Annotated in this window: 23 protein-coding genes, 1 tRNA gene and 2 riboswitches; of the genes, 7 read left to right on the forward strand and 17 right to left on the reverse strand. The window is 71.4% G+C overall.

All coding sequences use genetic code 11. The annotated features are described in order from the left end of the window. Positions 1–9: 9 nt before the first annotated feature. The 6 genes from ABZ815_RS08000 to bcp all read right to left on the reverse strand — a co-directional run bounded on the left by ABZ815_RS08000 (position 10) and on the right by bcp (position 6,093). Positions 10–2,499, reverse strand: a complete 2,490-nt coding sequence (locus tag ABZ815_RS08000) for an FtsX-like permease family protein (RefSeq protein WP_357695234.1) — start codon at positions 2,497–2,499, stop codon at positions 10–12. Position 2,500: 1 nt separating this feature from the next. After that, positions 2,501–3,253: an ABC transporter ATP-binding protein gene (locus ABZ815_RS08005; RefSeq protein WP_357695236.1), complete on the reverse strand. Its 753-nt coding sequence runs from the start codon at positions 3,251–3,253 to the stop codon at positions 2,501–2,503. A gap of 107 nt (positions 3,254–3,360) precedes the next feature. Beyond that, a complete protein-coding gene (locus tag ABZ815_RS08010; RefSeq protein WP_357695238.1) occupies positions 3,361–4,011 on the reverse strand; it encodes a response regulator transcription factor in 651 nt (216 codons plus the stop codon). Continuing rightward, entirely contained in the window at positions 4,011–5,135 is a 1,125-nt protein-coding gene (locus tag ABZ815_RS08015; protein WP_357695240.1) for a sensor histidine kinase, read from the reverse strand. The genes ABZ815_RS08010 and ABZ815_RS08015 overlap by 1 nt, the downstream gene beginning before the upstream one ends. A gap of 296 nt (positions 5,136–5,431) precedes the next feature. Beyond that, positions 5,432–5,514: transfer RNA gene (locus ABZ815_RS08020), tRNA-Leu, on the reverse strand. Positions 5,515–5,619: 105 nt separating this feature from the next. Further along, a complete protein-coding gene (bcp, locus tag ABZ815_RS08025; protein WP_352350148.1) occupies positions 5,620–6,093 on the reverse strand; it encodes a thioredoxin-dependent thiol peroxidase in 474 nt (157 codons plus the stop codon). Between the two features lie 151 nt (positions 6,094–6,244). Between bcp and ABZ815_RS08030 the strand changes: the two genes are divergently transcribed. Beyond that, on the forward strand, positions 6,245–6,577 hold the full coding sequence (locus ABZ815_RS08030; RefSeq protein WP_357695242.1) for a DUF3618 domain-containing protein: 333 nt from the start codon (positions 6,245–6,247) through the stop codon (positions 6,575–6,577). Between the two features lie 27 nt (positions 6,578–6,604). Here ABZ815_RS08030 and ABZ815_RS08035 read toward each other — a convergent pair whose 3' ends face one another. Beyond that, on the reverse strand, positions 6,605–7,798 hold the full coding sequence (locus ABZ815_RS08035; protein WP_357695244.1) for an amino acid deaminase/aldolase: 1,194 nt from the start codon (positions 7,796–7,798) through the stop codon (positions 6,605–6,607). Positions 7,799–8,010: 212 nt separating this feature from the next. Between ABZ815_RS08035 and ABZ815_RS08040 the strand changes: the two genes are divergently transcribed. From ABZ815_RS08040 to ABZ815_RS08050, 3 genes are all read left to right on the forward strand, one after another. Then, a complete protein-coding gene (locus ABZ815_RS08040; protein ID WP_357695245.1) occupies positions 8,011–8,589 on the forward strand; it encodes a DUF6286 domain-containing protein in 579 nt (192 codons plus the stop codon). Further along, on the forward strand, positions 8,589–9,101 hold the full coding sequence (locus ABZ815_RS08045; protein ID WP_357695247.1) for a hypothetical protein: 513 nt from the start codon (positions 8,589–8,591) through the stop codon (positions 9,099–9,101). Before ABZ815_RS08040 ends, ABZ815_RS08045 begins: the two co-directional genes overlap by 1 nt. Positions 9,102–9,307: 206 nt before the next feature. Then, positions 9,308–9,445 carry a hypothetical protein gene (locus ABZ815_RS08050; RefSeq protein WP_357695249.1) on the forward strand — a complete coding sequence of 46 codons (138 nt, stop codon included), beginning with the start codon at positions 9,308–9,310 and terminating at the stop codon, positions 9,443–9,445. Positions 9,446–9,499: 54 nt separating this feature from the next. Here ABZ815_RS08050 and ABZ815_RS08055 read toward each other — a convergent pair whose 3' ends face one another. The 9 genes from ABZ815_RS08055 to ABZ815_RS08095 all read right to left on the reverse strand — a co-directional run bounded on the left by ABZ815_RS08055 (position 9,500) and on the right by ABZ815_RS08095 (position 21,295). Further along, positions 9,500–10,876 (reverse strand): L-serine ammonia-lyase, encoded by a 1,377-nt coding sequence (locus ABZ815_RS08055; protein WP_357695251.1) that lies wholly within the window; start codon positions 10,874–10,876, stop codon positions 9,500–9,502. Positions 10,877–10,935: 59 nt separating this feature from the next. Continuing rightward, positions 10,936–11,325, reverse strand: a complete 390-nt coding sequence (gcvH, locus tag ABZ815_RS08060; RefSeq protein ID WP_357695253.1) for a glycine cleavage system protein GcvH — start codon at positions 11,323–11,325, stop codon at positions 10,936–10,938. Next, a complete protein-coding gene (gene gcvT, locus ABZ815_RS08065) occupies positions 11,322–12,407 on the reverse strand; it encodes a glycine cleavage system aminomethyltransferase GcvT (protein ID WP_357695255.1) in 1,086 nt (361 codons plus the stop codon). The genes gcvH and gcvT overlap by 4 nt, the downstream gene beginning before the upstream one ends. Before the next feature lie 34 nt (positions 12,408–12,441). After that, positions 12,442–12,541: riboswitch (glycine riboswitch) on the reverse strand. A 20-nt stretch (positions 12,542–12,561) separates the two neighbouring features. Further along, positions 12,562–12,659: riboswitch (glycine riboswitch) on the reverse strand. A gap of 213 nt (positions 12,660–12,872) precedes the next feature. Then, positions 12,873–14,246 carry a M28 family peptidase gene (locus ABZ815_RS08070; protein ID WP_357695257.1) on the reverse strand — a complete coding sequence of 458 codons (1,374 nt, stop codon included), beginning with the start codon at positions 14,244–14,246 and terminating at the stop codon, positions 12,873–12,875. Positions 14,247–14,326: 80 nt separating this feature from the next. Next, on the reverse strand, positions 14,327–16,621 hold the full coding sequence (locus tag ABZ815_RS08075; RefSeq protein ID WP_357695259.1) for a M4 family metallopeptidase: 2,295 nt from the start codon (positions 16,619–16,621) through the stop codon (positions 14,327–14,329). A 222-nt stretch (positions 16,622–16,843) separates the two neighbouring features. Further along, entirely contained in the window at positions 16,844–17,533 is a 690-nt protein-coding gene (locus ABZ815_RS08080) for a gamma-glutamyl-gamma-aminobutyrate hydrolase family protein (protein WP_357695261.1), read from the reverse strand. Beyond that, positions 17,530–18,294 (reverse strand): 3-oxoacyl-ACP reductase, encoded by a 765-nt coding sequence (locus ABZ815_RS08085; RefSeq protein WP_357695263.1) that lies wholly within the window; start codon positions 18,292–18,294, stop codon positions 17,530–17,532. Before ABZ815_RS08085 ends, ABZ815_RS08080 begins: the two co-directional genes overlap by 4 nt. Before the next feature lie 278 nt (positions 18,295–18,572). Continuing rightward, complete coding sequence (locus ABZ815_RS08090) at positions 18,573–19,916, reverse strand: aldehyde dehydrogenase family protein (protein WP_357695264.1); 1,344 nt, start codon at positions 19,914–19,916, stop codon at positions 18,573–18,575. An 8-nt stretch (positions 19,917–19,924) separates the two neighbouring features. Then, positions 19,925–21,295, reverse strand: coding sequence for a glutamine synthetase family protein (locus ABZ815_RS08095; RefSeq protein WP_357695266.1), 1,371 nt, complete (start codon positions 21,293–21,295; stop codon positions 19,925–19,927). Between the two features lie 124 nt (positions 21,296–21,419). On the opposite strand from ABZ815_RS08095, the gene ABZ815_RS08100 reads away from it, so the two are divergent. Beyond that, positions 21,420–22,124 carry an FCD domain-containing protein gene (locus ABZ815_RS08100; protein ID WP_357695268.1) on the forward strand — a complete coding sequence of 235 codons (705 nt, stop codon included), beginning with the start codon at positions 21,420–21,422 and terminating at the stop codon, positions 22,122–22,124. 25 nt (positions 22,125–22,149) lie between these two features. Here the strand turns inward: ABZ815_RS08100 and ABZ815_RS08105 are convergent, their stop codons facing one another. Then, positions 22,150–23,895, reverse strand: coding sequence for a DUF2264 domain-containing protein (locus ABZ815_RS08105; RefSeq protein ID WP_357695270.1), 1,746 nt, complete (start codon positions 23,893–23,895; stop codon positions 22,150–22,152). A gap of 124 nt (positions 23,896–24,019) precedes the next feature. On the opposite strand from ABZ815_RS08105, the gene ABZ815_RS08110 reads away from it, so the two are divergent. Both ABZ815_RS08110 and ABZ815_RS08115 read left to right on the forward strand, forming a co-directional pair. After that, positions 24,020–25,057: a substrate-binding domain-containing protein gene (locus ABZ815_RS08110; protein WP_357695271.1), complete on the forward strand. Its 1,038-nt coding sequence runs from the start codon at positions 24,020–24,022 to the stop codon at positions 25,055–25,057. Between the two features lie 106 nt (positions 25,058–25,163). Next, complete coding sequence (locus tag ABZ815_RS08115; protein WP_357695273.1) at positions 25,164–26,471, forward strand: extracellular solute-binding protein; 1,308 nt, start codon at positions 25,164–25,166, stop codon at positions 26,469–26,471. Positions 26,472–26,516: the final 45 nt, after the last annotated feature.

The raw sequence follows: 26,516 nt of genomic DNA on the forward strand, positions 1-26,516 counted from the left end.
TTATCGGGATCACCCCGTGGCCAACGACCCCACGATCGACGCCCGGGCCGCGCGCCGCGCCGGCACCACGGCGGCCAGCACGCCCGCCAGCCCCGACAGCACCACGAACAGCGCGATCTGTCCGAGCGGCGCGGAGAAGACCGCCCCGGGCAACATCGCCTGGACCGCGGCCCAGCCGAACACGGCGCCGAGCACCACGCCGACCAGCGCCCCGATCAGGCCGAGCATCGCGGCCTCGACCGAGAGCATCCGCCGCAGCTGCGGCCGGGTCAGCCCGAGCGCCCGCAGCAGCGCCGACTCCCTGGTGCGCTCGTGCACCGACAACGACAGGGTGTTGGCGATGCCGAGCAGCGAGATCAGGATCGCCAGCCCGAGCAGCCCGGTGACGATCATGAGCAGCATGTCCAGGGTCTCGTCGAACTGACCGCGTACCTCGGTCGAGCTCGCCATCTGGACGGTCGGATAGGCCGCGATCGCGGCCCTGACCACCTGACGGGCCTGGTCGGCCGCCACGCCCTCGCGGATGTTGATCATCACACGGGAGTCCGGCACCCGGTCGTAGTAGGTGTCGAACGGCCGCTCGGCGACGGTGAGCGGCGGCAGGGTGGAGTTCGTCCCGGCGAGGACGGCCACGACCTTCAGCGGCACCGACCCGGCCCGCTGGGTCCTGACCGTGACCGTGTCGCCGACCTTGACGCCCAGGGCGGAGGCCGCGTGGTCGAGCAGCGCGACCTGCCCGGCCGACAGGCCCGCCATCGAGCCGGAGAGCACCTCGGGGGTGACGGTTCCGTGGTAGGTGCCGATGTCGAAGCGCCGGTCGCCCACCTTGCCGGGGGTCTCGCGGATCTGCAGCACCGAGGCCAGCTCCGGCCGGCCGCGCAGCTTCTCGGCCACCGACCGGGGCACCCCGCTGTCCTGCACCTGGCCGGCCAGCATGTAGTCGACGGGGAACTGCTCGTCGAGCTTGTTCCAGACGGTCAGCCGGGTGGAGGCGCTGAGCACCGAGATCAGCGTCATCAGCGTGACGCCGATGGTGAGCGCCACCGTGGTGGTCGCGGCACGCCGCGGGTTGCGCGCCGAGTTGTCCAGCGCCAGGCGTCCGGGCACGCCGAACAGCTTGGCCGGGACCCAGCCCACCACCGCGCTCAGCGGCCTGACCAGCACCGGCCCGAGGATCAGCACGGCCAGGAAGACCAGCGCGCCGCCGGCCATCACGACGAACAGCGTGCCCGGCTCGCCCGCCGGCAGCGCCGCCACGCCGAACGCGGTCGTACCGGCCCCGGCCAGCAGGAACAGCCCGGCGAACACCCAGCGCAGCAGGCCGGTGCGGAAGTCCTGCTCCTCCGGCTGGGCGCGCAGCGCCGCGACCGGCGGCACGCGGGTGGCCGCCCGCGCGGGCAGCAGGGCCGCGAACATGGTGACCAGCAGGCCGACGGCCAGGCCGATCCCGATGGTGGCCGGGGTCAGCGCGACCGCCGCGTCCGTGGGCATGGGGGCGTCGAACGCGGCCAGCAGCGTCAGGGCGAGCACGGCCAGCCCGTACCCGGCGAGCAGGCCGAGCGCGGAGGCGAGCAGCCCGACCACGGACGACTCCAGCACGATCGAGCCGAACACCTGCCCGCGCGTCGCGCCGATGCAGCGCAGCAGCGCCATCTCCCGGGTGCGCTGCGCGACGAGGATGGTGAAGGTGTTGTAGATGACCAGCGCGGCCACCATCATCGCCACGGCCCCGAACAGCAGCAGGCCGACGGTCAGCGTGCGCATCGACAGCCCGGCCGAGGCCGCCAGGTCGTCGGCCAGCTCCGCGCCGGACTTGACCTCGTACGCGTTGCCGAGCGCCGCCGCGACGGCCTGCTTCAGCCCGGGGCCCGAACCGGCGACGTCGATCTCGCGGTAGCCCTTGGCGCCGGTCATGCGCTGCGCGGTGGCCGCGGTGAAGCCCACCGCGCCGGTGAAGGAGAGCTCCTGGTCCACGCCGGGGTCGAGCAGGCCGACCAGCCGGAACTGCTGCGGGGCCTGCCTGCGGTCGAGCACGGTGATCGTGTCGCCGAGCCGCAGGCCCTGCGACTTGGCGGTGTTCTTGTCCAGGACGGCCGCCTGGTCGTCGCTGCCGGGGCCGGTGCCCGCGACGATCGAGGTGCGGTCCAGCGGGCCGGGGACGATGGACAGGGCCGTGGTCGGGCTGCTGCCGACCGCCCTGCCGTCCTTGCCGAGCAGCGGCGCGGGGTCGCGGATCAGGCCCTGCGCCTCGGTCACGCCGGCGAGGGCGCGCACCCGTTCGAGGGCCTTCTCCGGCAGGACGCCGTCACGCTCCTTGGGCAGGACGGCCACGTCCACCTTGTCGGCGTCGGCGGTGACGCGCTGGGAGAAGCCCGCCTGGATGGTGTCGTTCAGCACGAACGTGCCCGCGATGAAGCCCACGCCCAGCGTGATCGCCAGCGAGGTGAGCAGCAGCCTGAGCTTGTGCGCGCGCAGCCCGGCCAGCGCCGTCTTCAGCACCTCAGCCCTCCAGCTTCATGAGCGTGTCGAGGACCGCCTGCGGCGTCGGCGAACCGATCTCGGTGACCAGCTCGCCGTCGCGCAGGAACACCACCCGGTCGGCGTACGCCGCCGCGACCGGGTCGTGCGTGACCATGACGATGGTCTGGCCCAGCTCGCGGACCGAGGTGCGCAGGAAGGAGAGGATCTCCGAGCCGCTGCGCGAGTCGAGGTTGCCCGTGGGCTCGTCGGCGAAGATCACCTGCGGCTTGCTGATCAGGGCCCGCGCGACGGCCACGCGCTGCTGCTGGCCGCCGGACAGCTCCGTCGGCCGGTGCCCGAGGCGGTCGCGCAGGCCGACGGTGTCGATGACCCGGGCGAACAGCTCCTCGTCCGCCTGCCGGGCGGAGATGTCCAGGGGCAGCCTGATGTTCTGCTCGGCGGTCAGCGTGGGCAGCAGGTTGAACGCCTGGAAGATGAAGCCGATCCGCTCCCGGCGCAGCAGCGTGAGCTGCCGGTCGGCCAGGCCGGTCAGCTCCACGTCGCCGATGTGCACCGTGCCCGAGCTGGCGGTGTCGAGCCCGGCCAGGCAGTGCATGAGCGTCGACTTGCCGGAACCGGACGGGCCCATGATCGCCGTGAAGGCGCCGGTCGCGAAGGCCACGTCCACGCCGCGAAGGGCGTGGACCCGGGCGTCGCCCTGGCCGTACACCTTGGTCAGGGCCTTGGCCACCACCGCGGGCGGGGCCGCGCGCCGGGAATCGGTGAGGGTCACTTTCACTCCTTGTCGCAATTTCTCGTCGCGACCAACGCTAGGAGTGGAAAGTTCAGGATTTGTGGGCCCTGAGGAGGGACTTCGTGTAGGACCTCAGACGACCCCCGTCAGCCTTTCGGCCGATGCGAGGGGACGACGAGCCCCGCCTCGTACGCGTACACGACCACCTGGGCCCGGTCGCGCAGCCCCAGTTTGGCCAGCACCCGGCCCAGATGCGTCTTCACGGTGGCCTCGGCGACCTCAAGGCGGTTCGCGATCTCCATGTTGGACAGGCCGCGGGCCACCATGAGCAGCACCTCCCGCTCGCGCGGGGTCAGCTCGGTCGCCGCGGGCAGCTCCTCCACCGGCAACTGGGCGGCGAACCGGTCCAGCATCCTGCGCAGCGTGCGCGGCGAGACCACCGCGTCGCCCGCGTGCACCTGCCTGATGGCGTTGACCAGGTCGGCGGGCGGCACGTCCTTCAGCAGGAACCCGGCCGCGCCCGCCTTGATCGCGGCCAGGGCGTACTCGTCGAGGTCGAACGTGGTCAGGATGAGCACCTTCGGCCCGTCGATGTGCCTGGTGGCCTCGACGCCGTCCATGCGCGGCATGCGGACGTCCATCAGCACGACGTCCACCTCGACGCGTTCCAGCAGCTCCAGGGCCGCCACGCCGTCGCCGGCCTCGGCCACCACGTCGATGTCCGGCTGGGCGCCGAGCACCATCCTGAACCCGGCCCGCAGCAGTTCCTGGTCGTCGACCAGCATGACCCTGATCATCACGCCGCCCTCGCCGTCGGGAGCCGGGCCAGCACCTCGAAACCGCCTCCGGTCAGGGGGCCCGCCGAGACCGCGCCGCCGTACATGCCGACGCGTTCGCGCATGCCGATCAGGCCGTGCCCGTCGGGGCTGCGTGGCGCGGCGGCGCCCCGGCCGTCGTCGGTCACCCGGACGACCAGCTCGGGGCCGCCGTAGTCGATCTCGACCCGCGCGTGGACGTGCGGGCCGCCGTGCTTGAGCGCGTTCGTCAGCGCCTCCTGGACGATGCGGTAGACGGCCAGCTGCTGCCCCTCGGGAAGCTCGCCGGGCACGCCGCCGATGCGCAGGCTGGCCGGGACGCCGGCGCCGCGCACCAGGTCTTCGAGCTGTCCCAGGCCGGGTTGCGGGGTGTAGTCGGTGTCGTCGTCCTCGCTCTCGCGCAGCACGCCCACCATCCTGCGCATCTCGGCCAGGGCCGCCCGCCCGGTCTTGGAGATGTTCCGTACGGCCAGCCGGGCCTGCTCGGGGTCTCTGTCGAGGGCGAAGCCGGCGCCGTCGGCCTGAACCACCATCACGCTGACGTTGTGGGCCACCACGTCGTGCAGCTCCCTGGCGATCCTGGTCCGCTCGGCCGCCGCGGCCATCCTGGCCTGCTGGTCGCGTTCGCGCTCGGCGCGTTCCGCGCGTTCCTCCAGCCCTTCGAGGTAGCGACGGCGGGTGTTGGCGTACAGGCCGGCGAGCCAGATGGTGATGACGAAGATCGAGCCGCTGAAGAACATGCCGAAGGTGGTCGCGGACCAGTTCACCAGCGCCAGGAAGATCCCCAGCTCGGCCACCAGCCCGGCCGCCAGGGCCCACCGGAAGGGGCGCTCGGAGGCGACCGTCCAGAGCGCGACCATGACCGCGAGGTTGGCGGGCAACGGGTCGATGTGGGCCAGCCACTGCCCGAAGGAGATCAGCGTGATCGCCGCGTACGCCTCCAGCGGCCTGCGCCGCCACAGCAGCGGCGCCAGCAGCAGCACCGAGAGCGCCACGTAGCCCGGCACGCCCAGGTACCTGCTGCCCTCCACCGGGGTGAGCGAGGCGTAGGGAATCGCCAGGAGCAAGCTGAAGACGGCGAGGGGGGCGACCCGAAGGACGCTCACCAGCCCGCCATGGCGCGTCGACCACGCCCGTACCCTGCCGAACACATCATCACGATATGTAAGCCCCGCCCGGGGTTTGTCCGCCTCAAGGGGGAAGTCGTCGTACGACCCAGGTCTTACATGGGTCTTACGGGGGACCCGGCATGGTGGTTCATGGGAGCGCCCCTCGCGGGCGGTAAAGGGAGATCGTGATGGCGGATCATGATCGAGACGCGGGTCGCGCGGTGAAGAGGAAGCACCGCGCGACCCGACCTCCCGGGCGGCGCGACCTTCTGAGCCATCGCCGCTGGCGCGTGTGCGGGCGGGGGGACTCGAACCCCCACAGTGTCTCCACCAACAGGACCTAAACCTGCCGCGTATGCCATTTCGCCACGCCCGCCGATCCCGCCGAGGCGGGCTGGGAACAGCTTAGCGCTCCGGCCGTGGCCGGGCAGCCTTCCGCGACGACCGCGGGCCCCTTGCGCGCGGGGCCCGCGGGACGGTCTCAGGCCAGGCCGAGCTTCTTCTTGAGCGAGGCCACGTGCCCGGTGGCCTTCACGTTGTAGAGCGCCTGCTCGATCTTCCCGTCGGCGTCGATCACGAACGTCGAGCGGATCACGCCGATCATCTCCTTGCCGTAGAGCTTCTTCGGGCCGTACGCGCCGTACGCCTGGTGGACGGCCAGCTCGGGGTCCGACAGCAAGGGGAAGGTCAGGGCGTCGCGGGCGACGAACTTGGCCAGCTTCTCGGGCTTGTCCTTCGACACGCCGAGGACGACGAAACCCTCGCCGGTCAGCTGGCTCAGGTTGTCGCGGAAGTCGCAGGCCTGCTTGGTGCAGCCGGGCGTCATCGCGGCGGGGTAGAAATAGAGGATCACCCTCTTGCCGCGAAGGCTGTCGAGGGAGACGGTGCCGCCGTCGGCGGTGGGTAGCGTGAACTCGGGCGCGGCGTCGCCGGGCGCGAGCTTGGTCTCTGTCATGGGCCCTCCTGAGTTCTCCCGGCAAACCTACCGGCCTGGCCGCTGTGCCGTACGGCACGCCGACCTGACAGACTGATCACGACCAGAACGGACGGAGCTCGCGACGGACCGCGTAGCGGGCGCGACCACGCGTACGGTCGGAAGGAGAGCCATGGCTGACACCGATCCAGACGAGTTGGAGCGGCGGATCGCGCGCACGCGCGCGGAGTTGGCGCAGACGGTCGACGCCATCGCCGACCGGGTGAGCCCCAAGCGGGTCGCCGAGCGTACGGTCGCCGATGTCAAGACCAGGGCGGGCCACTTCGTGGCGTCCGTGGGGGACGCCCTCGGGGTGACCGCCCGCCCGGTCGACTACGGCGACAAGCCCGAAGGGGTGTGGGACGACGAGCAGCCCAACCTGGCGCCGGTGCTCATCGGCGTCGGCGCGGTGCTGGTCGTCGGCGCGGCGATCGTCCTGTTCCGGCGCAGGCGCCGCCGGCGCTGACGTCCGGGGCAAGGGCCGGGGACGGGGTCAGAGGAACGTCCTGCCCTCGCCCCGGTACGTGGGCACCGACTCGGTCACGGTGTCGCCGTCCACGAGGTGGAGGGTGTCGAAGCGCTCGCACATCTCGCCCGCCTTGGCGTGCCTGAACCACACCCGGTCCCCGACCCGCAGCTCCTGGGCCGCCTGGCCCAGCAGCGGGGTCTGCACCTCGCCCGCGCCCTCGTCCTGCGCGTACCGCAGGCCGGCGGGCAGGTACGGCTGAGGCAGGCGGCTCGGCCCGGGAGGGCCTGAGGCGAGGTAGCCCCCGCCCAGCACCGTCACCGTGTCCGGCCCCGGGCGGCGGACGACCGGCAGCGCGAACAGGGCCGCCGGACGGCCGCTGAAACGCCGGTAGAAGTCGAACAGCCGCGGGTGGAAGAAGCCCGAGCCGGCGGCGACCTCGGTGACCGCCTTCTCCCTGACCGTCGTCTCGATCGAGCCGGTGCCGCCGCCGTTGACGAACTCCAGGTCGGCGATCTGGCGTACGGCGTGCACGATGCGGCCGCGGCGGACGATCAGCTCGCGGGCCGAGCGGGCCTGCATGAGCCGTACGACGCGGGCGAAGGCGGCGTTGCCCGGCGGGTCGTCGCCGACCCCGGCGATCTGCGCCTCGTAGGCCATGACGCCCACCAGCCGGAGCCCGGGACGCTTGGCGATGGCCGTGGCCAGGTCGGCGGCCTGGTGGGGCTCGCGTACGGGGGAGCGGAGCGCGCCGGCCCGGAACTTGCCGCCGAGCGCGACGTAGCCGGCGTCCACGTCGAGGGAGAGCCGCAGCTCGGCCCTGGGGTGCACGCCGGACACGGCCTTCTCGACGAAGTCGAGCTGCTCGCGGGAGTCGACGGTGATCGCGATCTCGGCGGCGACCCGCGGGTCGGCGGCCAGGGCGGCGAGCGCGTGCCGGTCGGCCGTCGGGTAGGCGACCAGGATGTCGGTGAAGCCCTGGCCGGCCAGCCAGAGGGCCTCGGGGAGGGTGAAGGCCATGATGCCGCGGAAGCCGTCCATGGCCAGGATGCGTTCGAGGACGGCGCGGCTGCGCACGGACTTGCTGGCCACCCGGATCGGCTTGCCCGCGGCGCGGCGTACCAGGTCGGCCGCGTTGGCCCGCATGGCCGCCAGGTCGAGGATCGCGAAGGGCGGTTCGAGCGCCGCGGTGGCGCGGTCGTAGCGCTGGCGGTCATCCATGGCAGCAGGGTAACGGCATATCGGGCGAATGAATATGAGGGGGGTTCATATTCATTGGCGGCCCGGTGCGGCATGGGCGGGGGCCCGGACGGCCGGGGAGGTTCACATTCCTTGGTGCGGCCGTAATGATCGGGCAAATGGGCGGCGAGGGCGCGGACGTGGGCCCGGCGGACCCATGTACGTCTGTCGTTGTGATGACCACGCTTCAGCAGATGGTGCCCGCAGCCATCACCGCCCAGCACACCGGGCTGCGCAGGGCGAGAAGGGCGCTCAGACCGGCCCGTACGCTGCCGGGCGCCCTCGTCGCCCTCTTCCTGGCCGCCGTGCTCGGCGCGACGACCGCCGAGGTCGTGACGTCGCTGCTCGGCAAGCCGCTCGGCTGGGTCCCGGTGAACGAGGCGATCGAGCTGGCCGGCGCGCGGACGTGGCCGCAGGTCTCCTTCGCCGCGCTGCTCACCGCCGGGGCCGGGCTGCTGATGTTGCTGCTCGCGATCGTGCCGGGACGTTCCAGGACGGTCCCGGTCGAGACGTCCGACCCGCTGATCGTCATCGGCATCACCCGCGCCGGGCTGCGCCGGACCCTGCGCTCGGCCGCCCAGAAGGTCAACGGGGTGGAGCGGGCCCGCGTACGGCTGCGCCGGCGCACCATCGAGGTCACCGTCGTGACCGGGCCGGAGAGCTCCGGCACGATGCTCCGGCAGGTCGGCACGGCGGTCGGCGACCGGCTGGCCGGCGTCGGCACGCTCGGCACCGGCGAGGTCGTCGTCCGGCTGCGCAGGAAGGGCGTGTGATGCGGCAGTACACGGGCAACCGCGTCGGCCTGGCCCTGGTCGGGCTCACCCTGCTCGGCGCGGGCGGCTACGGCTGGCTGCGCGCCAAGGGACTGCTCTTCGACCTGCCGCGCAACGCCAAGGTCCTGCCCGCCGAGTTCGCCCGTACGCTGGCGGCCGACCCCTGGACGTTGTGGCTGCTGGCCTTCGCCCTGCTGATCCTGTCCATGCTGGCGGTGCGCTGGCTGGTGCTCAGCCTGGGCTGGGGCCGCCGGGGCGCGGCCAGCGGCACCGGCACGGCCATGCTGTGCGTGGGCCTCAAAGGCGTGGACGGCCTGGGCCGGGCGGGCGTACGGGCCGCCGACAACGGCCTGCGCGTCGCCCTGACCTGCCCCTCCGACGCGGACGTCGGCGCGGTGGTGACCAAGCTCGACCAGGACATCGTCGGCCGCATCCGCCGCGAGGTACGCGACGACGAGACGCCGGCGGTCGTCCGCGTCCACGTCCGCCGCCAACCGGCCGAGCGCCGCTGACCACTCAGCCGGCTGCTCGTCCTTGCGGGAAAAGCTCGTCCCTGCAGAAAAGGAAGGCGCGGACCAGCGCCTTCGTCGTCGAATCCGATCGGGAGGTCGTCATTCACCGCATCATCGGCGCTTTCGCCGCCGCAGCTCTCGTACTCGCCCTCGGCGCGCCCGCCGCCCACGCGGAATCTGCCGACGGCTTCCCGCTGATCCCCTGCATGACCGGGGCGGACGGCCAGATGCACTGCGTGGGCGAACACCTGCCCGGCCTGCTGGCCCAGGCCCTCAGCCCCGCGTTCGGCCTGATCTGCGTGAACGGGCACACCACCACGGTGATCTGCCGCTCGTCCGCCTGAGACACGGTTGGAGACAGGCCCGGGGCCCCTCCCACGCGGAGGGGCCCCGGCGCGTCAGCACTCGATCACGTTGACGGCCAGGCCGCCGCGTGAGGTCTCCTTGTACTTGTCCAGCATGTCGCGGCCGGTGTCGCGCATGGTCTTGATGGCCTTGTCCAGGGCCACGTAGTGGCGGCCGTCGCCGCGCAGCGCGATCCTGGCGGCGGTGATGGCCTTGTTGGAGGCCACGGCGTTGCGCTCGATGCACGGGATCTGCACCAGCCCGCCGATCGGGTCGCAGGTCAGCCCCAGGTTGTGCTCGATGCCGATCTCGGCGGCGTTCTCCACCTGCTCGGGGGTGCCGCCCATGACCTCGGTGAGCCCGGCGGAGGCCATCGAGCAGGCCGAGCCCACCTCGCCCTGGCAGCCGACCTCGGCGCCGGAGATCGAGGCGTTCTCCTTGAACAGCACGCCGATCGCGGCCGCCGTGAGCAGGAAACGCACCACGCCGTCGTCGTCGGCGCGAGGGACGAACCTGGTGTAGTACGTCAGCACGGCCGGGATGATGCCGGCGGCGCCGTTGGTGGGGGCGGTGACGATGCGGCCGCCCGCGGCGTTCTCCTCGTTGACGGCCAGGGCGAACAGCGCCACCCAGTCCATCGCCTGCAGCGGGTCCTTCTCGGCCGACTCGGACTGAAGCCGCCGGTGGAGCTGGTTGGCCCTGCGCTTGACCTTCAGGCCGCCGGGCAGCACGCCCTCCTTGGTGATGCCGCGCCGCACGCACTCCGACATCACGCGCCAGAGGTCGAGGATGCCCGAGCGGATCTCCTCCTCGGTGCGCCCGAACGCCTTCTCGTTCTCCAGCATCAGCGCGGAGATCGACAGGCCGGTGTTCGAGCAGTGCTTGAGCAGCTCCTCGCCCGAGGCGAACGGGTAGGGCAGGACGGTGTCGTCGGGCTTGATGCGGTCGGCGCCCGTGGCCTTCTCGTCCACGACGAAGCCGCCGCCGACGGAGAAGTAGACCTTCTCGCGCAGGGTCTCGCCGTGCTCGTCGCGGGCGGTGAAGCGCATGCCGTTGGGGTGCTCGGGCAGGGAGATCTTGCGTTCGAAGACGAGGTCCTGGCCCACGACGAAGGGGATCTCACGGGTGCCGAACAGCGTGACCGTGCCCGAGGCGCGCATCTCGGCCAGGCGGGCGTCGATGGAGTCGACGTCGACCAGCTCGGGCTTCTCGCCGGACAGGCCCAGCAGCACCGCCTTGTCGCTGCCGTGGCCCTTGCCGGTCAGGCCGAGCGAGCCGTACAGGATGACCTCGACGCGGGCCACGCGGGGGAGCAGGCCGTCGTCGTGCAGACCACGGGCGAACTTGTGCGCGGCGGCCATCGGGCCGCCGGTGTGGGAGCTGGACGGTCCGATGCCGATCTTGAAGAGGTCGAAGACGCTGATCGCCATTGATGGGCGCCCTTCAGTTCAGGAAGTGCCGGGGCCCGCCGCGGGCCCCGGCGTTGGTGTCAGGACTCGCCTGAGGTGAGCGCGGTGTACTCCTCGGCGGACAGCAGGTCCTCCGCGTCGCCTTCCATGCGCACGCGGAACATCCAGCCGTCGCCGTACGGGTCGCTGTTGGCCAGGGACGGGTCGTCGACCACGGCCTGGTTCACCTCGACGATCTCGCCGCCGACGGGCGAGTAGATCTCGCTCACCGACTTGGTGGACTCGACCTCGCCGACCGAGTCACCCGTCTCGACGGTCGAACCGACCTCGGGGAGCTGCACGAAGACGACGTCACCAAGAGCCTCGGCGGCGAAGGCCGTGATGCCGACGGTCACGGTGATGCCGTCGTCCACGCCCGACACCCACTCGTGCTCCTTGGTGTAGTTCAGGTCGTCAGGGATGTTGCTCACTTGTTCCTCCTGTAGAAGGGCAGCTCGACCAGGTCCATAGGTTCTTGGCTGCCCCGGATGTCCACGGCCAGACCTGTGTCGACCCCGGCGTCCACGTAGGCCATCGCGATGGGCTTCCCCAGGGTCTGGGAGGGCGCACCGCTGGTGACCTCGCCGACGACGGCGCCGTCGCGGGTGACCGGGTAGCCGTGACGCGGCACCCGGCGGCCCTGGGCGACCAGGCCGACGAGGCGGCGGCGGGGCTGGTCGTCCTTGACCGCCTCCAGCGCCGCCCGGCCGACGAAGTCACCGGGCTTGTCGAATTTCACCACTCTGCCCAGCCCCGCGTCGAACGGGGTCAGGTCGGAGCTCAGCTCGTTGCCGTAGAGCGGCATGCCGGCCTCCAGCCTGAGGGTGTCGCGGCTGGACAGACCGGCGGCCTTGAGCCCGTGCGGCTCGCCGGCCGCCTCCAGGGCGCGCCAGAGCGGCACGGCGTCCTGGTTGGCGACGAACAGCTCGAAGCCGTCCTCGCCGGTGTAGCCGGTACGGGCGATGAGCGCCTGGCGGCCGTCGACCTGGCCGGGCAGGCCCGCGTAGTACTTGAGGCCGTCGAGGTCGGCGTCGGTGAGCGTGGCCAGGATCTCCTGGGCCCTCGGGCCCTGGATGGCGATGAGGGCGTACTGCTGGGAGCGGTCATCGACCACCGCGTCATACGACTTCGTACGATTTTTCAGCTCTTCTAGGACCTTGTCGGAGTTCGAGGCGTTGGCCACCACCATGAACTCCTCGTCCGCCAGCCGGTAGACGATCAGGTCGTCGAGCACCCCGCCGCGCTCGTCCACGATCATCGTGTACCTGGCCCGGCCGGGCGCGAGCGCCGACAGGTGGCCGACCAGCGCGTAGTCGAGGGCGTCTGCGGCCTGCGGACCGGTCAGGAAGATCTCACCCATGTGCGAGAGGTCGAACAGCCCGGCCGCCTCGCGTACGGCTTTGTGCTCCGCCGACTCGCTGCCGTACCGGAGCGGCATGAGCCACCCGGCGAAGTCGGTCAGCGTGGCGCCTAGGGCCTCGTGGACGTCTCGTAGCGGCGTAGGTCGGGACATTTGTCGCACCTCAGGACAGGATTGGATGCCAGCATCCTCCCCCTCTGTCATGGATGCCTGAGAGCTTCGCCCGAGTTTTACCGGACTTTCACCTTCGGCGAGGCCCCCAGGGCCTGCTTTCCAGAGGTCACCTCCCCGTAAGAACGCCTTACAGGGCTGCCGCGCGGTCCTTTGCCTTGAGAGGTTCGCGGGGAGGGCTTGCTCCTTCAGGGACCCTGACCGGATGTCAGAGTGCTCTCCCGCACGGTTTCGCCGGTGATGTCCGTCAGCCTAGTGCCGACATGGGGGTGTTGTCGCGCTTCGCCCCTGGATCTCGCCGGCACACCGCACGCAGCGAAAAGCGGCCGCGGCCCCGGAGAGGCGGGGCCGCGGCCGCGTTGGTGGCCGCGCGCGAGCCGGTCATGGCAGGTCAGCTCGCACGCGGCAGCCTGGACGCGGACCGGCGCGACCCGGCCCGCGTGGGGATCAGGCGCGCGCCCAGAGGGCGGGCACGTTCGGCGGCTCCCAGCCCGGCAGGCTGGTGTGCGCCTGGAGGCAGCGGTAGCTGACCCCCTGGTAAGTGACGACGTCTCCGGCCGTGTACGACTTGTAAGCCGTCCAGGTGGTGCCCTGGCCGTCCCCTCCGACGGTCAGGGTGAAGGAGGCGGAGTGGTCCGCCGTCGCCCCGTCGCCGTTGATCCCTATGGTGTACGTCCCCGCCGCGGCGCCGCCGGTGGTGGCGACCGTGACGGTGGACGACTGGCCCGCCTGGATCGTGGACGGGCTGAAGGAGACGGTGACCCCGCTCGGCACGTTCCCGGCGGAGAGCGCGACGCTCTGCGCCTGGCCGGACGTGACCTGGGTACTGACCGCCGCGGTAGCCGACTGACCGGCCTGGACCGATGCCGACGACGGGGTCACCGAGATCGAGTAGTCGTTCTCCGTGGGCGTGCTGGTGCCCACGGCGAGCTTCCATATGGCGTACGCGATGGCGTCGGAGTTGCGGTCGAGCGCCGTGGTGTTGATGGCGCTCGGGTAGCTGTCGCACGCGCTGTGGTAGCAGCGGTCGAACGCCTGCCCGGCCGAGCCGCCCCACTTGGCGGCCTGCGCCGAGCTCTTGACCGCCCCGGCCCCCGTGGCCAGGCCGCCGACCCGGACACCGGCGCTCTTGAAGGAGGCGTGGTCGCTGCGGCCGTCGCCTTCCCTGTCACCCTCGGTCTGCAGGCCGATGGTGGCGAAGTAGTCGTTGAAGGTCCGCTGGATCGCCGCGTCGTCGTCGTAGACGAAGTAACCGGCGTTGGTCGAGGCGATCATGTCGAAGTTCAGGTACACCTCGACGCCGCTCGCGCCGCCGTTCTGCACGTAGTACCTGGACCCGACCATGCCCGCCTCTTCGGCGCCCCACCAGCCGAACCGCACGTGCTTGGTGAGCGTGGGCCTGCGGGCGGCGAGGGTGAGGGCGTTCTCCAGGAGCGCGGCCGAGCCGGAACCGTTGTCGTTGATCCCGGGGCCGGCCGCGACGCTGTCGAGGTGGGCGCCGAGCATCACGGTCTGGTTGGCCGGGCCGCCCGGCCAGTCGGCGATCAGGTTGCTGCCGCCGCTGAAGCTCTGCACCCGGGTGGTGAACCCGGCCGCGTCGAGCTTGCCCTTGATGTAGTTGATCGAGGCGGTGAAGCCCGGCCTGCCCGAGGCGCGGTTGCCGCCGTTGCTCGTGGCGATGGACTGCAACTGGCTCAGATGCGCCGTGACGTTCGAGACGGGGATGTCAGGCGGGGGGTCGGCGGCGGCGCCGGCCGGTCCGGCCGGCGAGGTGAGGGTCAGGGCCAGCGCGGCGGTGGCCGCGGCGCCCAACCTGAGCATGGCGTTCACGATCTGTGGCTCCTGAAGGGGCTCAAGGGGGCTGGGCGGCCACCCCGGCGTGGCCGCCCAGGTCGTGCGACTTAGACCGGCTGCCAGAGGGCAGGGGTGTTGGGCGGCTCCCAGCCCGGCAGGCTGGTGTGCGCCTGGAGGCAGCGGTAGCTGACGCCCTGGTAGGTGACGGTCTGCCCGGCCGTGTAGGCCGTGTAGGTCTGCCACGTGGTGCCCTGGCCGCCGCCCACCGTCAGGCTGAAGGAGGCCGAGTGGTCGGCGCTCGCGCCGTCGGCGTTCAGGCTGATCGTGTACGTGCTGGGCGTCACACCGCTCGTGGTCGCGAACGTCACCGTGGACGACTGCCCGGCGGTGATCGTGGACGGGCTGAAGCTGACCGTCACGCCCGAGGGCACGTTGCTCGCCGACAGGGCGATGCTCTGCGCCTGACCGGCGGTGACCTGCGTGCTGACCGTGGCGGTGGCCGACTGACCGGCCTGGACCGAGGCCGACGACGGGGTCACGCCGAAGGAGTAGTCGTTCGGCGAGCTCTGCCCGATCTGCAGGTTGTAGGTGGCCTGCCGGTCGACGTCGGTGCCGTCGGCCGTGATCGCGATGGAGTGGCTGCCCTGCGGGCTGCTCGCCGAGGTGCTGATCGTCAGCGTGGAGCTCTGACCGGCGGTGATCGTGGCCGGGCTGAACGAGGCGGTCACGCCGGCCGGCAGGGTGCCGGTCCGCAGGGTGATCGACTGCGCCGAGCCGCCGGTCACGGTGGTGCTGACCGTGGTCGTGGTGCTCTGGCCCGGCGTGACGCTGCCGGAGGCCGGGTTCAGGTTGACCGAGAAGTCGTTGCTGCCCTGGGTGCAGGTCGGCTCGCCGGACTGGGCCCGGACGCTGACGCCGTCCCAGGCGTTCTTGACCACGTTGAACTCGGTGCAGCTGCCCGGGTACAGGGTCTTGGCGGCCTGGAGGGTGGCGACCCTGGCCTTGGCGTGCGTCCACGGCTGGGTCTTGTTGTTCAGCGCGGACATGAACACCTCACCGGCCTTGCGGATGCCGATGCCGGTGATCGCGGCGCCGTTGTCGCACCGGGTGCTCGCGGGCTTGCCCGAGGGGTTGGTGCCCTCGGCCACGAGGTAGAACCAGTGGTTCTGCGGGCCGGCCGCCGCGTGCACCTCGGTGTTCGGGATGGAGGTGCTGTAGCAGTTGGGGTGGCTCAGGGCCGACGGGTTGTACATGTTGCGGATCGGCCCGGACCCGGAGAGGTTGACCTCCTCGCCGACCAGGTAGTCCGGCGGGTCGTTCGGGTTGTTGGCGTACGCCTCGGTCAGCGCGCCGAAGATGTCGCCGGTGGACTCGTTCATGCCGCCGGTCTCGTTGCCGCTGCCGGAGCCGCCGCTGGTGAACTGGAAGATGCCGTGGCCGAACTCGTGGCCGACGACGTCCATCGACGTGAGCTGCTGGGAGTTGGCGGAGTTGTGGCCGAAGGAGCCGTACTGGCCGTTCCAGTAGGCGTTGACGTCGGCCAGGCCGACGCGGGCCGGGTAACCGCCGCCCTGGCCGTTGATGCCGTTGCGGCCGAGCCAGGCGCTCAGCATGTCCCATTCGCGCTGCGCGGCGTACAGGGCGTCGACGCAGGCGGTCTCCAGGTTCGTGCCCGAGCCGTTCCCCCAGGTGTCGGTGGTCTTCGTGTACGGCGAGCCGTTCTGGCCGCCGCACGCCACGCCGCTCCTGCGGGGGTCGCGCATCGTGTACGAGGGGCTGGTGTCGATGGTCACGGTGCCGACGTAGTAGCTGTTGCCGGTGCCGTCGCGCACCTCGTCCCACTCGTCGATGACCTTGCCGGTGAGGGCGTCCACGTAGACGTGGAGCTTGCTCTCGTGGCCGGTGGCGTTGGCGCCGGTGACCAGGACCTCCCAGGCCAGGCGCGGGGCCGTCGTGGTGGCGTGGACGGACAGCACGGGCGTGGCGACGGTCTCGACCCTGGCCACCTTGGCCCTGGCCGTCACCGCGGCCTGGGCGGCGGTCACCTTCGCCTTCGTGCCGATCCCGATCTTCGTGCGCTGTCCGGTGGTGACCGTGTCGACCACCGCGCCGGACGCGTCCGTGGTGACGACCACTTCGCCGCCGTACACGGGCAGGCCCGCGTGCTTACGGGCGTAGGTCAGGTACTGCAGACCGCGGACGCCTTCGACGGTCGACGTCAGCGTGAACGTGTCCTGCTCGGATGCCAGCAATGCCGCCGAGTCGGCCTGGATCGCGTTGTGTGCGGTGGCGATCGCGTTCCTGCGGTCGTCGGCGGTGGGAGGATCGGCCACCTGCGACGCTTGGGCTGTGGCGCTCGTGGCGCCCACCAGCGAGCTGGTGGTCAGGGCTAGCGCGAGCATTGCGGCAGCCCCCAACCTGAGTTTGGGGTTCACTCTCTGGCTCCTCAGGGGGGTGTGGAGTGGAAGAGCCCCGGCCGGCTGGGGATGAACACAGGGTGACACCGGGATGGCGCGACCCGGTACCCAACAAGTTTCCTATAACGCGGTGATATGGCCCCCTGAGCTGGGATTTCGTGCCGTTTCAGGCCGCAGAAAAGGTAAAGAAGCTTTCCAGTAGGGGGCTCAGCAGGCCGCCGTGAACGCCTCGAAGAGCGCCAGGCCGTCGCCCGCCTCCGGATGCCACTGGACCGCCACCGCGAACCCCTCGGAGCCGAGCTCCACCGCCTCGATCGTCCCGTCGCCGGCCGTGGCGGTGACCGTGAGCCCGGGGGCGAGATCGTCGACGGCCTGGTGGTGGTAGTGCGGGACCGTCACCGGGTCCGTGCCGAGCGCCTCGGCCAGGCGGCTGCCGGGGACGGGCGTGACCGGCAGGTGGCCGAATTCCCCAGGCGTGGGGGCGTGGCCGGTGTGCCCGGTCACGTCGGGCAGGTGCTGGTGCAGGGTGCCGCCGAGCAGCACGTTGAGCACCTGGAGGCCCCGGCAGATGCCCAGGAACGGCAGCCCCGCCTCCAGGGCCGCCGACAGGAGGGCGAACTCGGCCTCGTCCCGGAACTCCCGGACGTAGCCGGTGCGCTCGTGCGGGGCCCGGCCGTACCTGGCGGGGTCCACGTCGCCGCCGCCGGCCAGGACGAGACCGTCGAGCCGGCCCACGACCTGGGCGGGGTCGCCGGCCGGCGGCAGCAGCACGGGCTGCCCGCCGGCCTGGACGACCTTCTCGACGTACATGTACGGCAGGAGCGCGACGGGCAGGTCCCACACGGTGAACCGGGCGGGCTCCACGTACGTCGTGATCCCGATGACCGGACGGGTCACAGCGGCGTCACGTACGCGCCGGAGATGCCGCCGTCCACCAGGAACTCGGCCCCCGTGATGAAGGAGGCGTCGTCGCTGGCCAGGAACGCCACGGCGGCGGCGATCTCCGACGCCTCGGCGAAGCGGCCCACGGGGACGTGCACCAGCCGCCGCTGGGCCCGCTCGGGGTCCTTGGCGAACAGCTCCTGCAGCAGCGGCGTGTTCACCGGCCCCGGGCACAGCGCGTTGACCCGGATGCCCTCGCGGGCGAACTGCACGCCCAGCTCGCGCGACATCGCCAGCACGCCGCCCTTGGAGGCCGTGTACGAGATCTGCGACGTGGCCGACCCCATCACCGCCACGAACGACGCGGTGTTGATGATCGAGCCCTTGCCCTGCCGCCGCATGTACGGGATGGCGTGCTTGCAGCACAGGTAGACGCTGGTCAGGTTGACCTCCTGGACGCGGCGCCAGGCGTCGAGGCCGGTCTCCAGGATCGAGTCGTCGTCGGGCGGCGAGATGCCGGCGTTGTTGAAGGCGATGTCCACGCTGCCGTAGGTCTCGTGGGCCGTGGCGAACATCCGGACGACGTCGTCCTCGCTGGTCACGTCGGCCTTGACGAAGAGGCCGCCGACCTCGCCGGCCGCCTTGGCGCCCGCGTCCTCGTCGATGTCGACGCAGACGACCTTCGCGCCCTCGTGCGCGAACCTGCGCGCCGTGGCCAGCCCGATGCCACTGCCCGCCCCGGTGATGACGGCCACCCGGTCCTGCAATCGCTGCACTGTGTTCACTTCCTGTCCGATTGGTCGTTCACCTTCCTCATTCGCTTCGCGAAGTGCTTCGTTCCTCAGCCCTTCACTCCGCTCACTGCGTCAGGTTCACTCCCTGCCCGATTGGTCGTTCACCTTCCTCATTCGCTTCGCGAAGTGCTTCGTTCCTCAGCCCTTCACTCCGCTCACTGCGTCAGGTTCACTCCCTGCCCGATTGGTCGTTCACCTTCCTCATTCGCTTCGCGAAGTGCTTCGTTCCTCAGCCCTTCACTCCGCTCACTGCGTCAGGTTCACTCCCATGAGATGAAGACGTTCTTGGTCTCGGTGAAGGCCGTCAGGGCGTCCGGGCCGAGCTCGCGGCCGAGTCCGGACTGTTTGAAGCCGCCGAACGGGGTCCAGTAGCGCACGGAGGAGTGCGAGTTCACCGACAGGGCGCCCGACTCGACCGCGCGGGCCACCCGCAGCGCCCGCCCGACGTCGCGCGTCCAGATGGACCCGCTCAGCCCGTACGGGGTGTCGTTGGCGATGCGCACGGCCTCGGCCTCGTCGGCGAACGGCACCACCGACACGACCGGGCCGAAGATCTCCTCGGTGAAGGCGCGGTCGGTGACCTTCGAGGTCAGTACGGTCGGCGGGAACCAGTAGCCCTTGCCCTGCGGGCAGTCGCCCTGGAGGTAGGGCGTGCCCTCGACGAAGCCCCGGACCCGTTCCAGGTGCTCGGCGCTGATCAGCGGGCCCATCTCGGTGGACTCGTCGAGCGGGTCGCCGACCTTGACGCCGCGCACCGCCGCCGACAGGCGTTCCAGGAACTCGTCGTACACCTCGGCCTGGACGAGGATGCGCGAGCGGGCGCAGCAGTCCTGGCCGGAGTTGTCGAAGACCGCATAAGGAGCAGTTTTTGCCGCTTTTTCGAGATCCGAGTCAGCAAAGACGATATTTGCGGACTTGCCGCCCAGTTCCAGCGTCACCCGCTTGACCTGCGCCGCCGCCTTCGCGGCGATCTCCTTGCCCACCTCGGTCGACCCGGTGAACACGATCTTGGCCACGCCGGGATGCTCGACCAGCCGCGCCCCGGCGACCTCTCCCTCGCCGGGCAGCACCTGGAGCACCCCCTCGGGCAGGCCCGCCGCCAGGGCCAGCTCGGCCAGCCTCAGCGCCGTGAGCGGGGTCCACTCCGCCGGCTTGACGATCACGGTGTTGCCCGCCGCCAGCGCCGGGGCGACGCCCCACGACATGATCAGCATCGGGAAGTTCCACGGCACGATCACGCCCACCACGCCCAGCGGCTCCTGGAAGGTGATGTCCACGCCGCCGGGCACGGGGATCTGCTTGCCGTGGTTGCGCTCGGGGGCGGCGGCGTAGAAGTGCAGCACGTCGCGGACGGCCCCGGCCGCCCAGCGCGCGTTGCCGATCGGGTGCCCGGCGTTGTCCAGCTCCAGCCGGGCCAGCTCCTCGCCGTGGGCGTCCACCAGGTCGGCGAAGCGGCGCAGCAGCCGCGCCCGGTCGCCCGGCGCCACCTCCCGCCAGCTCCGGTACGCCTTCGCGGCCCGCTCCACCGCCCGGTCGACCTCGGCCGCGTCGGCCATCTCGACCTCGGCGACGACTTCTTCCGTCGCCGGATTAACGATCCTCATGCCTGCCGTCACATTCGCTCGAAACCACGGAACAGCTCCCAGTCCGTCACCGCCGCGTCGAAGGCGGCCAGCTCCACGCGCGCGTTGTTCGCGTAGTGCTCGACCACGTCGTCGCCGAACGACTCCCTGGCCAGCTTCGACCCCTCGAACAGCGCGAGCGCGTCCCGCAGCGTGTGCGGCACGGTCTCGGCGCCGGAGTCGTAGGCGTTGCCCTCGAAGGCGTCCTCCAGCGTGAGCTCCCGGTCGATGCCGTCCAGCCCGGCCGCGATCAGCGCCGCCACCGCCAGGTACGGGTTGACGTCCCCGCCCGGCACCCGGTTCTCCACCCGCAGCGACGGGCCGTGGCCCACCAGCCGCAGGGAGCAGGTGCGGTTGTCGACGCCCCACTTGACGGCGGTCGGCGCGAAGCTGCCCGGCACGTAACGCTTGTAGGAGTTGACGTTGGGCGCGTACAGCAGGGTGAGTTCGCGCAGGTGGGCGAGCTGCCCGGCGATGAACCGCGCGCCGAGCGGCGAGAGCCCGTACGGCCCCTCGCCCGCCATCGCGGGGTCGCCGTCGGGGCCGCGCAGCGAGATGTGGATGTGGCAGGAGTTGCCCTCGCGCTGGTTCGGCTTGGCCATGAAGGTGATCGAACGGCCCTCCTGGGCGGCGATCTCCTTGGCGCCGTTCTTGTAGATCGAGTGGTTGTCGCAGGTGCGCAGCGCCTCGTCGAAGCGGAAGGCGATCTCGTGCTGGCCGAGGTTGCACTCGCCCTTGGCCGACTCGACGTACATGCCGGCGCCCTCCATGTCGCGCCTGATGCGCCGGAGCAGCGGCTCGACGCGGGCGGTGCCGAGGAGGGAGTAGTCGACGTTGTAGAGGTTGGCGGGGGTCAGGTCGCGGTAGGCGCGCCGCCAGGCCTCCTCGTAGCTGTCGTCGTAGACGACGAACTCCAGCTCGGTGCCCACGTACGCGGCCAGCCCCCGGTCGGCCAGGCGGGCGAGCTGGCGGCGCAGGATCTGGCGCGGTGAGGCGGTGACCTCGCCGCCCTCCTCCCAGGCCAGGTCGGCCATGACCAGGGCGGTGCCGTCCTGCCAGGGGACCCGGCGCAGGGTGGACAGGTCGGGCTTCATCGCGAAGTCGCCGTAGCCCCGATCCCAGGAGGACATGTCGTAGCCCGAGACGGTGTTCATGTCCACGTCGACCGCGAGCAGGTAGTTGCATCCCTCGGAGCCGTGGTGCAGCACCTCGTCCAGGAAGTAGCGGGCGGAGAGCCGTTTGCCCTGCAACCTGCCCTGCATGTCGGCGATGGCGAGCAGCACCGTGTCGATCCGCCCGATCGCGGCCTCGCCCCGCAGTTCCTCGACGGACAGGAATCCGTTGCCCGCTGGTTCGCTCACCCTAGGTCGCTCCGATCTCGTCTGAAGCGCTTTCCCGTTGATTGGGCTAGTCTCAGACCATTGATGTGCATGCCGGGATCGCTTGTCAAGACCTGAGGACACCTTGGACGATTCGGCGCGTTTGATGACAGTGCTCCGCCCGGTGAGGGCGGGAAACGCCTTCGAGGAGACCGTGGAACGGCTGCTCCAGGCGATCAAACTGGGCGTGGTGGCGTACGGCGACAAGCTGCCGCCCGAGCGCGAGCTCGCCGTGCGGCTGGGCATCAGCAGGGTCACCCTGCGCGAGGCCATCCGCGCCCTGCAGGACGCGGGCTACCTCGACGTGCGGCGCGGCCGGTACGGCGGCGCGTTCGTCACCTACGTGCCGCCCCGGCCCGACGCGGGCGACCTGCGGCAGGCGGTGGCCGACATGGGCATGGCCGAGCTGTCCGACGCGCTCACCTTCCGGCTGGCGGTCGAGTGCGGGGCGGCGCAGGTGCTGGCCACCTCCGAGCTCACCCCCGGCAAGCGGGAGGTGCTGCTGCGCCGGCTGACCGAGCTGAACGAGGCGCCGCTGGAGGACTACCGGCGCCTCGACACGGCCTTCCACCTGTCGATCGCCGAGCTGACCGGCTCGACGCTGCTCGCCACCACGTGCGCCGACGCCCGCTCCCGGGTGAGCGACCTGCTGAACATGATCCCGATGCTCCAGGTGAACATCGAGCACGCGGCCGTCCAGCACCGGGCCATCGTGGACGCCGTCCTGGCCGGCGACCCGGACGCGGCCCGCCGGGCGATGGCCGAGCACCTGGAGGGCACGGCGGCACTCCTGCGCGCCTTCCTGTCCTGACCGGCGGGCCGCCTCGGCGGGACCGTCAGGCGGTGTCGCCGCCCGGTTCGCGGACGGGGAAGGCGTGGTGCGTCCCGTCGGGCCAGGTCAGCGTGATGCCGTCATCGGTCACCGACGCCGACGGGACGCCGGCCGAGCCGTCGCCCAGGACGGCCGCGCTGACCGCCCAGCCGTCCTCCGCGACCCCCTCCAGGACGGGCACCCGCGCCGGCGTCCCTAAGGCGTTGCCCTCGGGGTCGTCGGCGACGTAGGCCCGGCTGTAGCCGCAGACCGCGACCAGCTCGGAGACCAGCCCGTCGCCGTCCCGGACGCGGGCGCCGGGCCCGTCGGCCGGGTCCGCGACGAGCGCCCAGCCGGTCTGCCGGACCGGCGAGCCCGGGGCGACCCGATGGACGCGCACCTCGACCGCCCCCCTGATCACGCTCAGGCTCTCCACGCCGTCGCCCGCCGAAGCGGCCCACGCCAGGTCGCCCGCCGAGCCCGCGCCCCGGGGCGTGATCGTGCCGCGCCCGGTGACCGTGCCGTCCGGGCGGACCAGGCCGAAGTGGTTGTCGGGGACACGGACGGTCGGGGCGGTGCGGGTGGAGTAGGCGTAGCGGTCGTACAGGGGATCGCCGGGGTGGTGCTGGCTGCCGTGGTTGAGCAGGCGGGCGACGTCACCGGTGTTCTGGACGACCAGGCCGGGGCCGGGCAGCGCGGCCAGGCCGGTGGGGCCGGGCTCCTCGGGGGACGTCCAGACCGGGTGGTCGGCCGGCAGCAGCAGCCCGAGGAACGCCTTCGAGGCCCAGTACGGGGACGCCGAACCGGAGTAGGACTGCAACGAGGGCTCGTGGGGGCCGTGCCAGCCGAGCGTGAGCAGCCCCTCGGCGGACAGCGCGCCCGCGTCGAGGAAGCGGCGCAGGACGCCCGAGGCGATTCGGCGGGTCTGGCCGGGGGACAGCGGCGTGGCGTCCAGCAGCGCCCCCGCGAAGAGCGAGGTGGCCGAGGCGAAGCGGTAGGTGAGCGAGCGTCCCTGGTGGAGCATGCCGCCGTCCTGGTCGAAGGTGAGCGCGTAGCTCTCCAGGAAGCGGCGCAGGCGGGGGCCGGGGGAGCCGTGGCCGGACAGGCGGCCCGACAGGTGGGCCAGCAGGGCCGGGTAGAGGTGCATGGCCCAGCCGTTGTAGTGGTCGAAGGAGCGGTTGTCGCCGTCGGCGTACCAGCCGTCGCCGGCGTACCAGGGCTCGATGCGGGCCAGGCCGCGTTCGACCGCCGCGTCGGCCTCCTCCGTGTGCCGGCCGGCGGCCGACAGGAAGCCGCCCACCATGGCGGGGAACAGCCACCAGTTGTTGTCCACCGGCTCGTGACGCAGGGCCTCGGCGAGGTAGGCGGCGACGCGTTCGCGGGTGGCGGGGGGCAGCCGGTCCCACAGGCGCTCGCGGGTCAGCCAGAGGGACAGGGCGATCGAGGCGGCCTCGACCATGGGCTGGGTGCGGTCCTCGACGGGCTGCCAGACGCCGGGGCCGGACTCCAGGCCGCGCGCGTAGGGGGCGAGCAGTTCCTCGGGGCCGCCGCCGGCCACGCGGAAGGCGGCGAGCAGGAAGGTGCGCGCGAACCCCTCCAGGCCGTCGCAGCGTGACCAGCTCTCGCGCCCCGGCAGGTTGATCACGGCGCCGTCCGCGGAGCGGTACGGTTCCACCGCGGCCAGCAGCCCGTCGGCCACCGCCTCCCAGTGGGCGCGGGTCCAGCCGGTGTACGGGCTGAGCGTTCGATCCTCCGGCGGAAGCGGGAACATGCGGCACTCCAAAGGGACGTCCGGTCTCCGGCGGGACCTTAGCATCCTGATCGAACGAAAGCATCCGTTCAAAAACGAAAGCACTTCCCGGTAGGATCGTAGGGTCGAGTCAGAAGGAGTCGCGGTGTTCGCCGAACAACGTCATGAACTGATCCTGCGCGAGGTGCGCGAGCGCGGTTCCGTACGCCTGGCCGAGCTGGTCGACCGGCTCAACGTCTCGATGGTCACCCTGCGCAGGGACGTCGAGCATCTGGCCGGGCAGGGCCTGGTCAACCGCGTGCACGGCGGCATCACCCGGCCCGAGTCCGTGCCCGCGCCGGCCCGGGAGCGCTCGCTGACCCTCGGCATGCTGGTGCCCTCGGCCACCTACTACTACCCGGCGGTCATCAAGGGCGCCCGCGAGCAGGCCGAACGTCTGGGCGCCCGGCTCGTCCTGGGCGTCTCGCGCTATGACGACGACGAGGACCGCACCCAGGTCAGGCAGCTCGTGGACGGCGGCATCGAGGGCCTCCTGCTGACCCCGAGCAGGCAGCCGGACGCCTCGCACGAGCACTGGCTGGCCGAGCTGGGCGTGCCGGCCGTGCTCGTCGAACGGCGGGCCGAGCTGGGCGGACCCGCCTCCCTGCTGGACGCGGCGGCCTCCCATCACGCCCATGGGGCCTTCCTCGGCGCGCGGCACCTGGCCGGGCTCGGGCACCGGCGGCTGGCCATGGTGTCGCGCGACAGCCCGACGGCCCCGCGGGTGCGGCACGGCTTCCTCGCCGCCGTCCGAGATCTGGGGCTGGACGAGCCCGTCCATCTCGACGTCGCGCAGGAGGGGCCCTCGCGTGAGCAGGTGGCCGACGTGGTCGCGGCGATCAGGGGCGGGGTCACCGCGATGCTCGTGCACAACGACGAGGACGCGTTGCTGCTGGTCCAGCACCTGCGGGCGGCCGGGGTGCGCATTCCCGAAGAGGTGTCGCTGGTCGCCTACGATGACGAGGTGGCGGCGCTCAGCGACCCCCCGCTCACGGCCGTCGCGCCCCCCAAGGCCGCGGTCGGCCGCTGTGCCGTCGACCTGCTGGTGAGCCGGATCCAGGAGGGCCCGCGGCGCCCTGCCCAGCACGTGGCGCTGCTGCCCGAGCTGAGGGTCCGGGAGTCCACGGTCGCGCCGCGCCCATAAGTTACGCATCCATTTCGTTATTGATCGATTTGTGGCCTCTCTCTAGACAACCGATCGAGTCTGAGCGAATGATGCCTTATCGATCGAAAGCGATGAGGAGCCATCGATGGGACGCAAGAGCGCCGGCATTGCCGGACTGCTGGCCGGTATGAGCCTGCTCGCCGCCGCGTGCGGCAGCACGGAGCCGGCGCAGCCCGCGGGTGAGGCGGGCAAGCCCGTCCAGGTGACGTTCTGGGGCTGGGCGAAGGGCACCCAGCAGGTCGTGGACGCCTTCAACAAGTCGCACCAGGACGTGCAGATCAAGTACCAGGAGATCCCCTCGGGCAACGCGGGCGGCTACGCCAAGTTCTCCAACGCCGTCAAGGCCGGCAACGCCCCCGACGTCATGTCCGTGGAGTACCCGCAGCTCCCCGACTTCGTGAACCAGGGCGCCCTCCAGGACATCTCGGCCGACGTGGCCGACGTCAAGTCCAAGTACCCGGCCGAGGTCTTCAGCCTGGTCGAGCTGGGCGGCAAGGCGTGGGCGCTGCCCATGGACGCCGCCCCGCAGGTGTTCTTCTACCGCAAGGACCTGTTCGAGAAGAACAAGATCGAGGTCCCGAAGACCTGGGACGACTTCCGCGCCGCCGCCGAGAAGGTCAAGAAGGCCGACGAGAAGTCGCGCATCGCGACCTTCTTCCCCGACGACCCGAGCGTGCTGGCCGCGCTGTCGTGGCAGGCGGGCGGCAAGTGGTTCGGCACCGAGGGCGACGCCTGGAAGGTGACGATCAACGACGAGCCCAGCAAGAAGGTCGCCGACTACTGGCAGGGCCTGGTCAAGGACGACCTGCTGAAGGTCCAGCCGTCCTTCAGCCAGGAGTGGAACGCCGCCTTCGAGGACGACACCCTCTGGGGCTACGTCGGGGCCAACTGGGGCGCGGGCGTCATGAAGGGCAACCACGCCGGCCAGTCCGGCAAGTGGGCCATCGCGCCGATCCCGAACTGGGGCACCCCGGCCAGCGGCATGCTCGGCGGCACCACGTTCGGCGTCAGCAAGGGGTCGAAGAACGCCAAGGCGGCCGTCGAGGTCGTCAAGTGGCTGACCGGCTCGGAGGAGGCGTGGACCGCCCGCCTGTCCTCGGGCACCTCCAGCGGCTTCCCGGCCATCGCCGACCTCGTGCCGGTCGCGGCCAAGAGCTTCGACGCCTCCTTCTACGGCGGCCAGGACATCTACGCGCTGTTCTCGGAGTCGTACAAGACGGTCCAGCCCGGCTGGACGTGGGGCCCGAGCATGGTGCAGACGCTGACCACCTTCAAGGACGCGCTCGGCAAGGTCGGCAGCGGCGAGACCACCATCCCCGGCGTGCTGGACACCGCGCAGACCGCCACCGTCGGCGAGATCAAGAGCCGCGGCCTCAACGTCGCCCAGCAGTAGCACGACGCGCGCGGCGGAGCGCCGGCTCCGCCGCGACCCACCGAA

This window comes from Nonomuraea sp. NPDC047529 (genome assembly GCF_040642995.1).
Classification (GTDB): Bacteria; Actinomycetota; Actinomycetes; order Streptosporangiales; family Streptosporangiaceae; genus Nonomuraea.

Bases quoted from the DNA above. Each gene is read 5' to 3' on its own strand.
- ABZ815_RS08010 (WP_357695238.1), bottom strand. From the start codon at position 4,011: ATGATCAGGGTCATGCTGGTCGACGACCAGGAACTGCTGCGGGCCGGG.
- bcp (WP_352350148.1), bottom strand. From the start codon at position 6,093: ATGACAGAGACCAAGCTCGCGCCCGGCGACGCCGCGCCCGAGTTCACG.
- ABZ815_RS08030 (WP_357695242.1), top strand. From the start codon at position 6,245: ATGGCTGACACCGATCCAGACGAGTTGGAGCGGCGGATCGCGCGCACG.
- ABZ815_RS08035 (WP_357695244.1), bottom strand. From the start codon at position 7,798: ATGGATGACCGCCAGCGCTACGACCGCGCCACCGCGGCGCTCGAACCG.
- ABZ815_RS08040 (WP_357695245.1), top strand. From the start codon at position 8,011: ATGGTGCCCGCAGCCATCACCGCCCAGCACACCGGGCTGCGCAGGGCG.
- ABZ815_RS08045 (WP_357695247.1), top strand. From the start codon at position 8,589: ATGCGGCAGTACACGGGCAACCGCGTCGGCCTGGCCCTGGTCGGGCTC.
- ABZ815_RS08050 (WP_357695249.1), top strand. From the start codon at position 9,308: ATGACCGGGGCGGACGGCCAGATGCACTGCGTGGGCGAACACCTGCCC.
- ABZ815_RS08055 (WP_357695251.1), bottom strand. From the start codon at position 10,876: ATGGCGATCAGCGTCTTCGACCTCTTCAAGATCGGCATCGGACCGTCC.
- gcvT (WP_357695255.1), bottom strand. From the start codon at position 12,407: ATGTCCCGACCTACGCCGCTACGAGACGTCCACGAGGCCCTAGGCGCC.
- ABZ815_RS08070 (WP_357695257.1), bottom strand. From the start codon at position 14,246: ATGCTCAGGTTGGGCGCCGCGGCCACCGCCGCGCTGGCCCTGACCCTC.
- ABZ815_RS08075 (WP_357695259.1), bottom strand. From the start codon at position 16,621: ATGCTCGCGCTAGCCCTGACCACCAGCTCGCTGGTGGGCGCCACGAGC.
- ABZ815_RS08090 (WP_357695264.1), bottom strand. From the start codon at position 19,916: ATGAGGATCGTTAATCCGGCGACGGAAGAAGTCGTCGCCGAGGTCGAG.
- ABZ815_RS08100 (WP_357695268.1), top strand. From the start codon at position 21,420: ATGACAGTGCTCCGCCCGGTGAGGGCGGGAAACGCCTTCGAGGAGACC.
- ABZ815_RS08105 (WP_357695270.1), bottom strand. From the start codon at position 23,895: ATGTTCCCGCTTCCGCCGGAGGATCGAACGCTCAGCCCGTACACCGGC.
- ABZ815_RS08115 (WP_357695273.1), top strand. From the start codon at position 25,164: ATGGGACGCAAGAGCGCCGGCATTGCCGGACTGCTGGCCGGTATGAGC.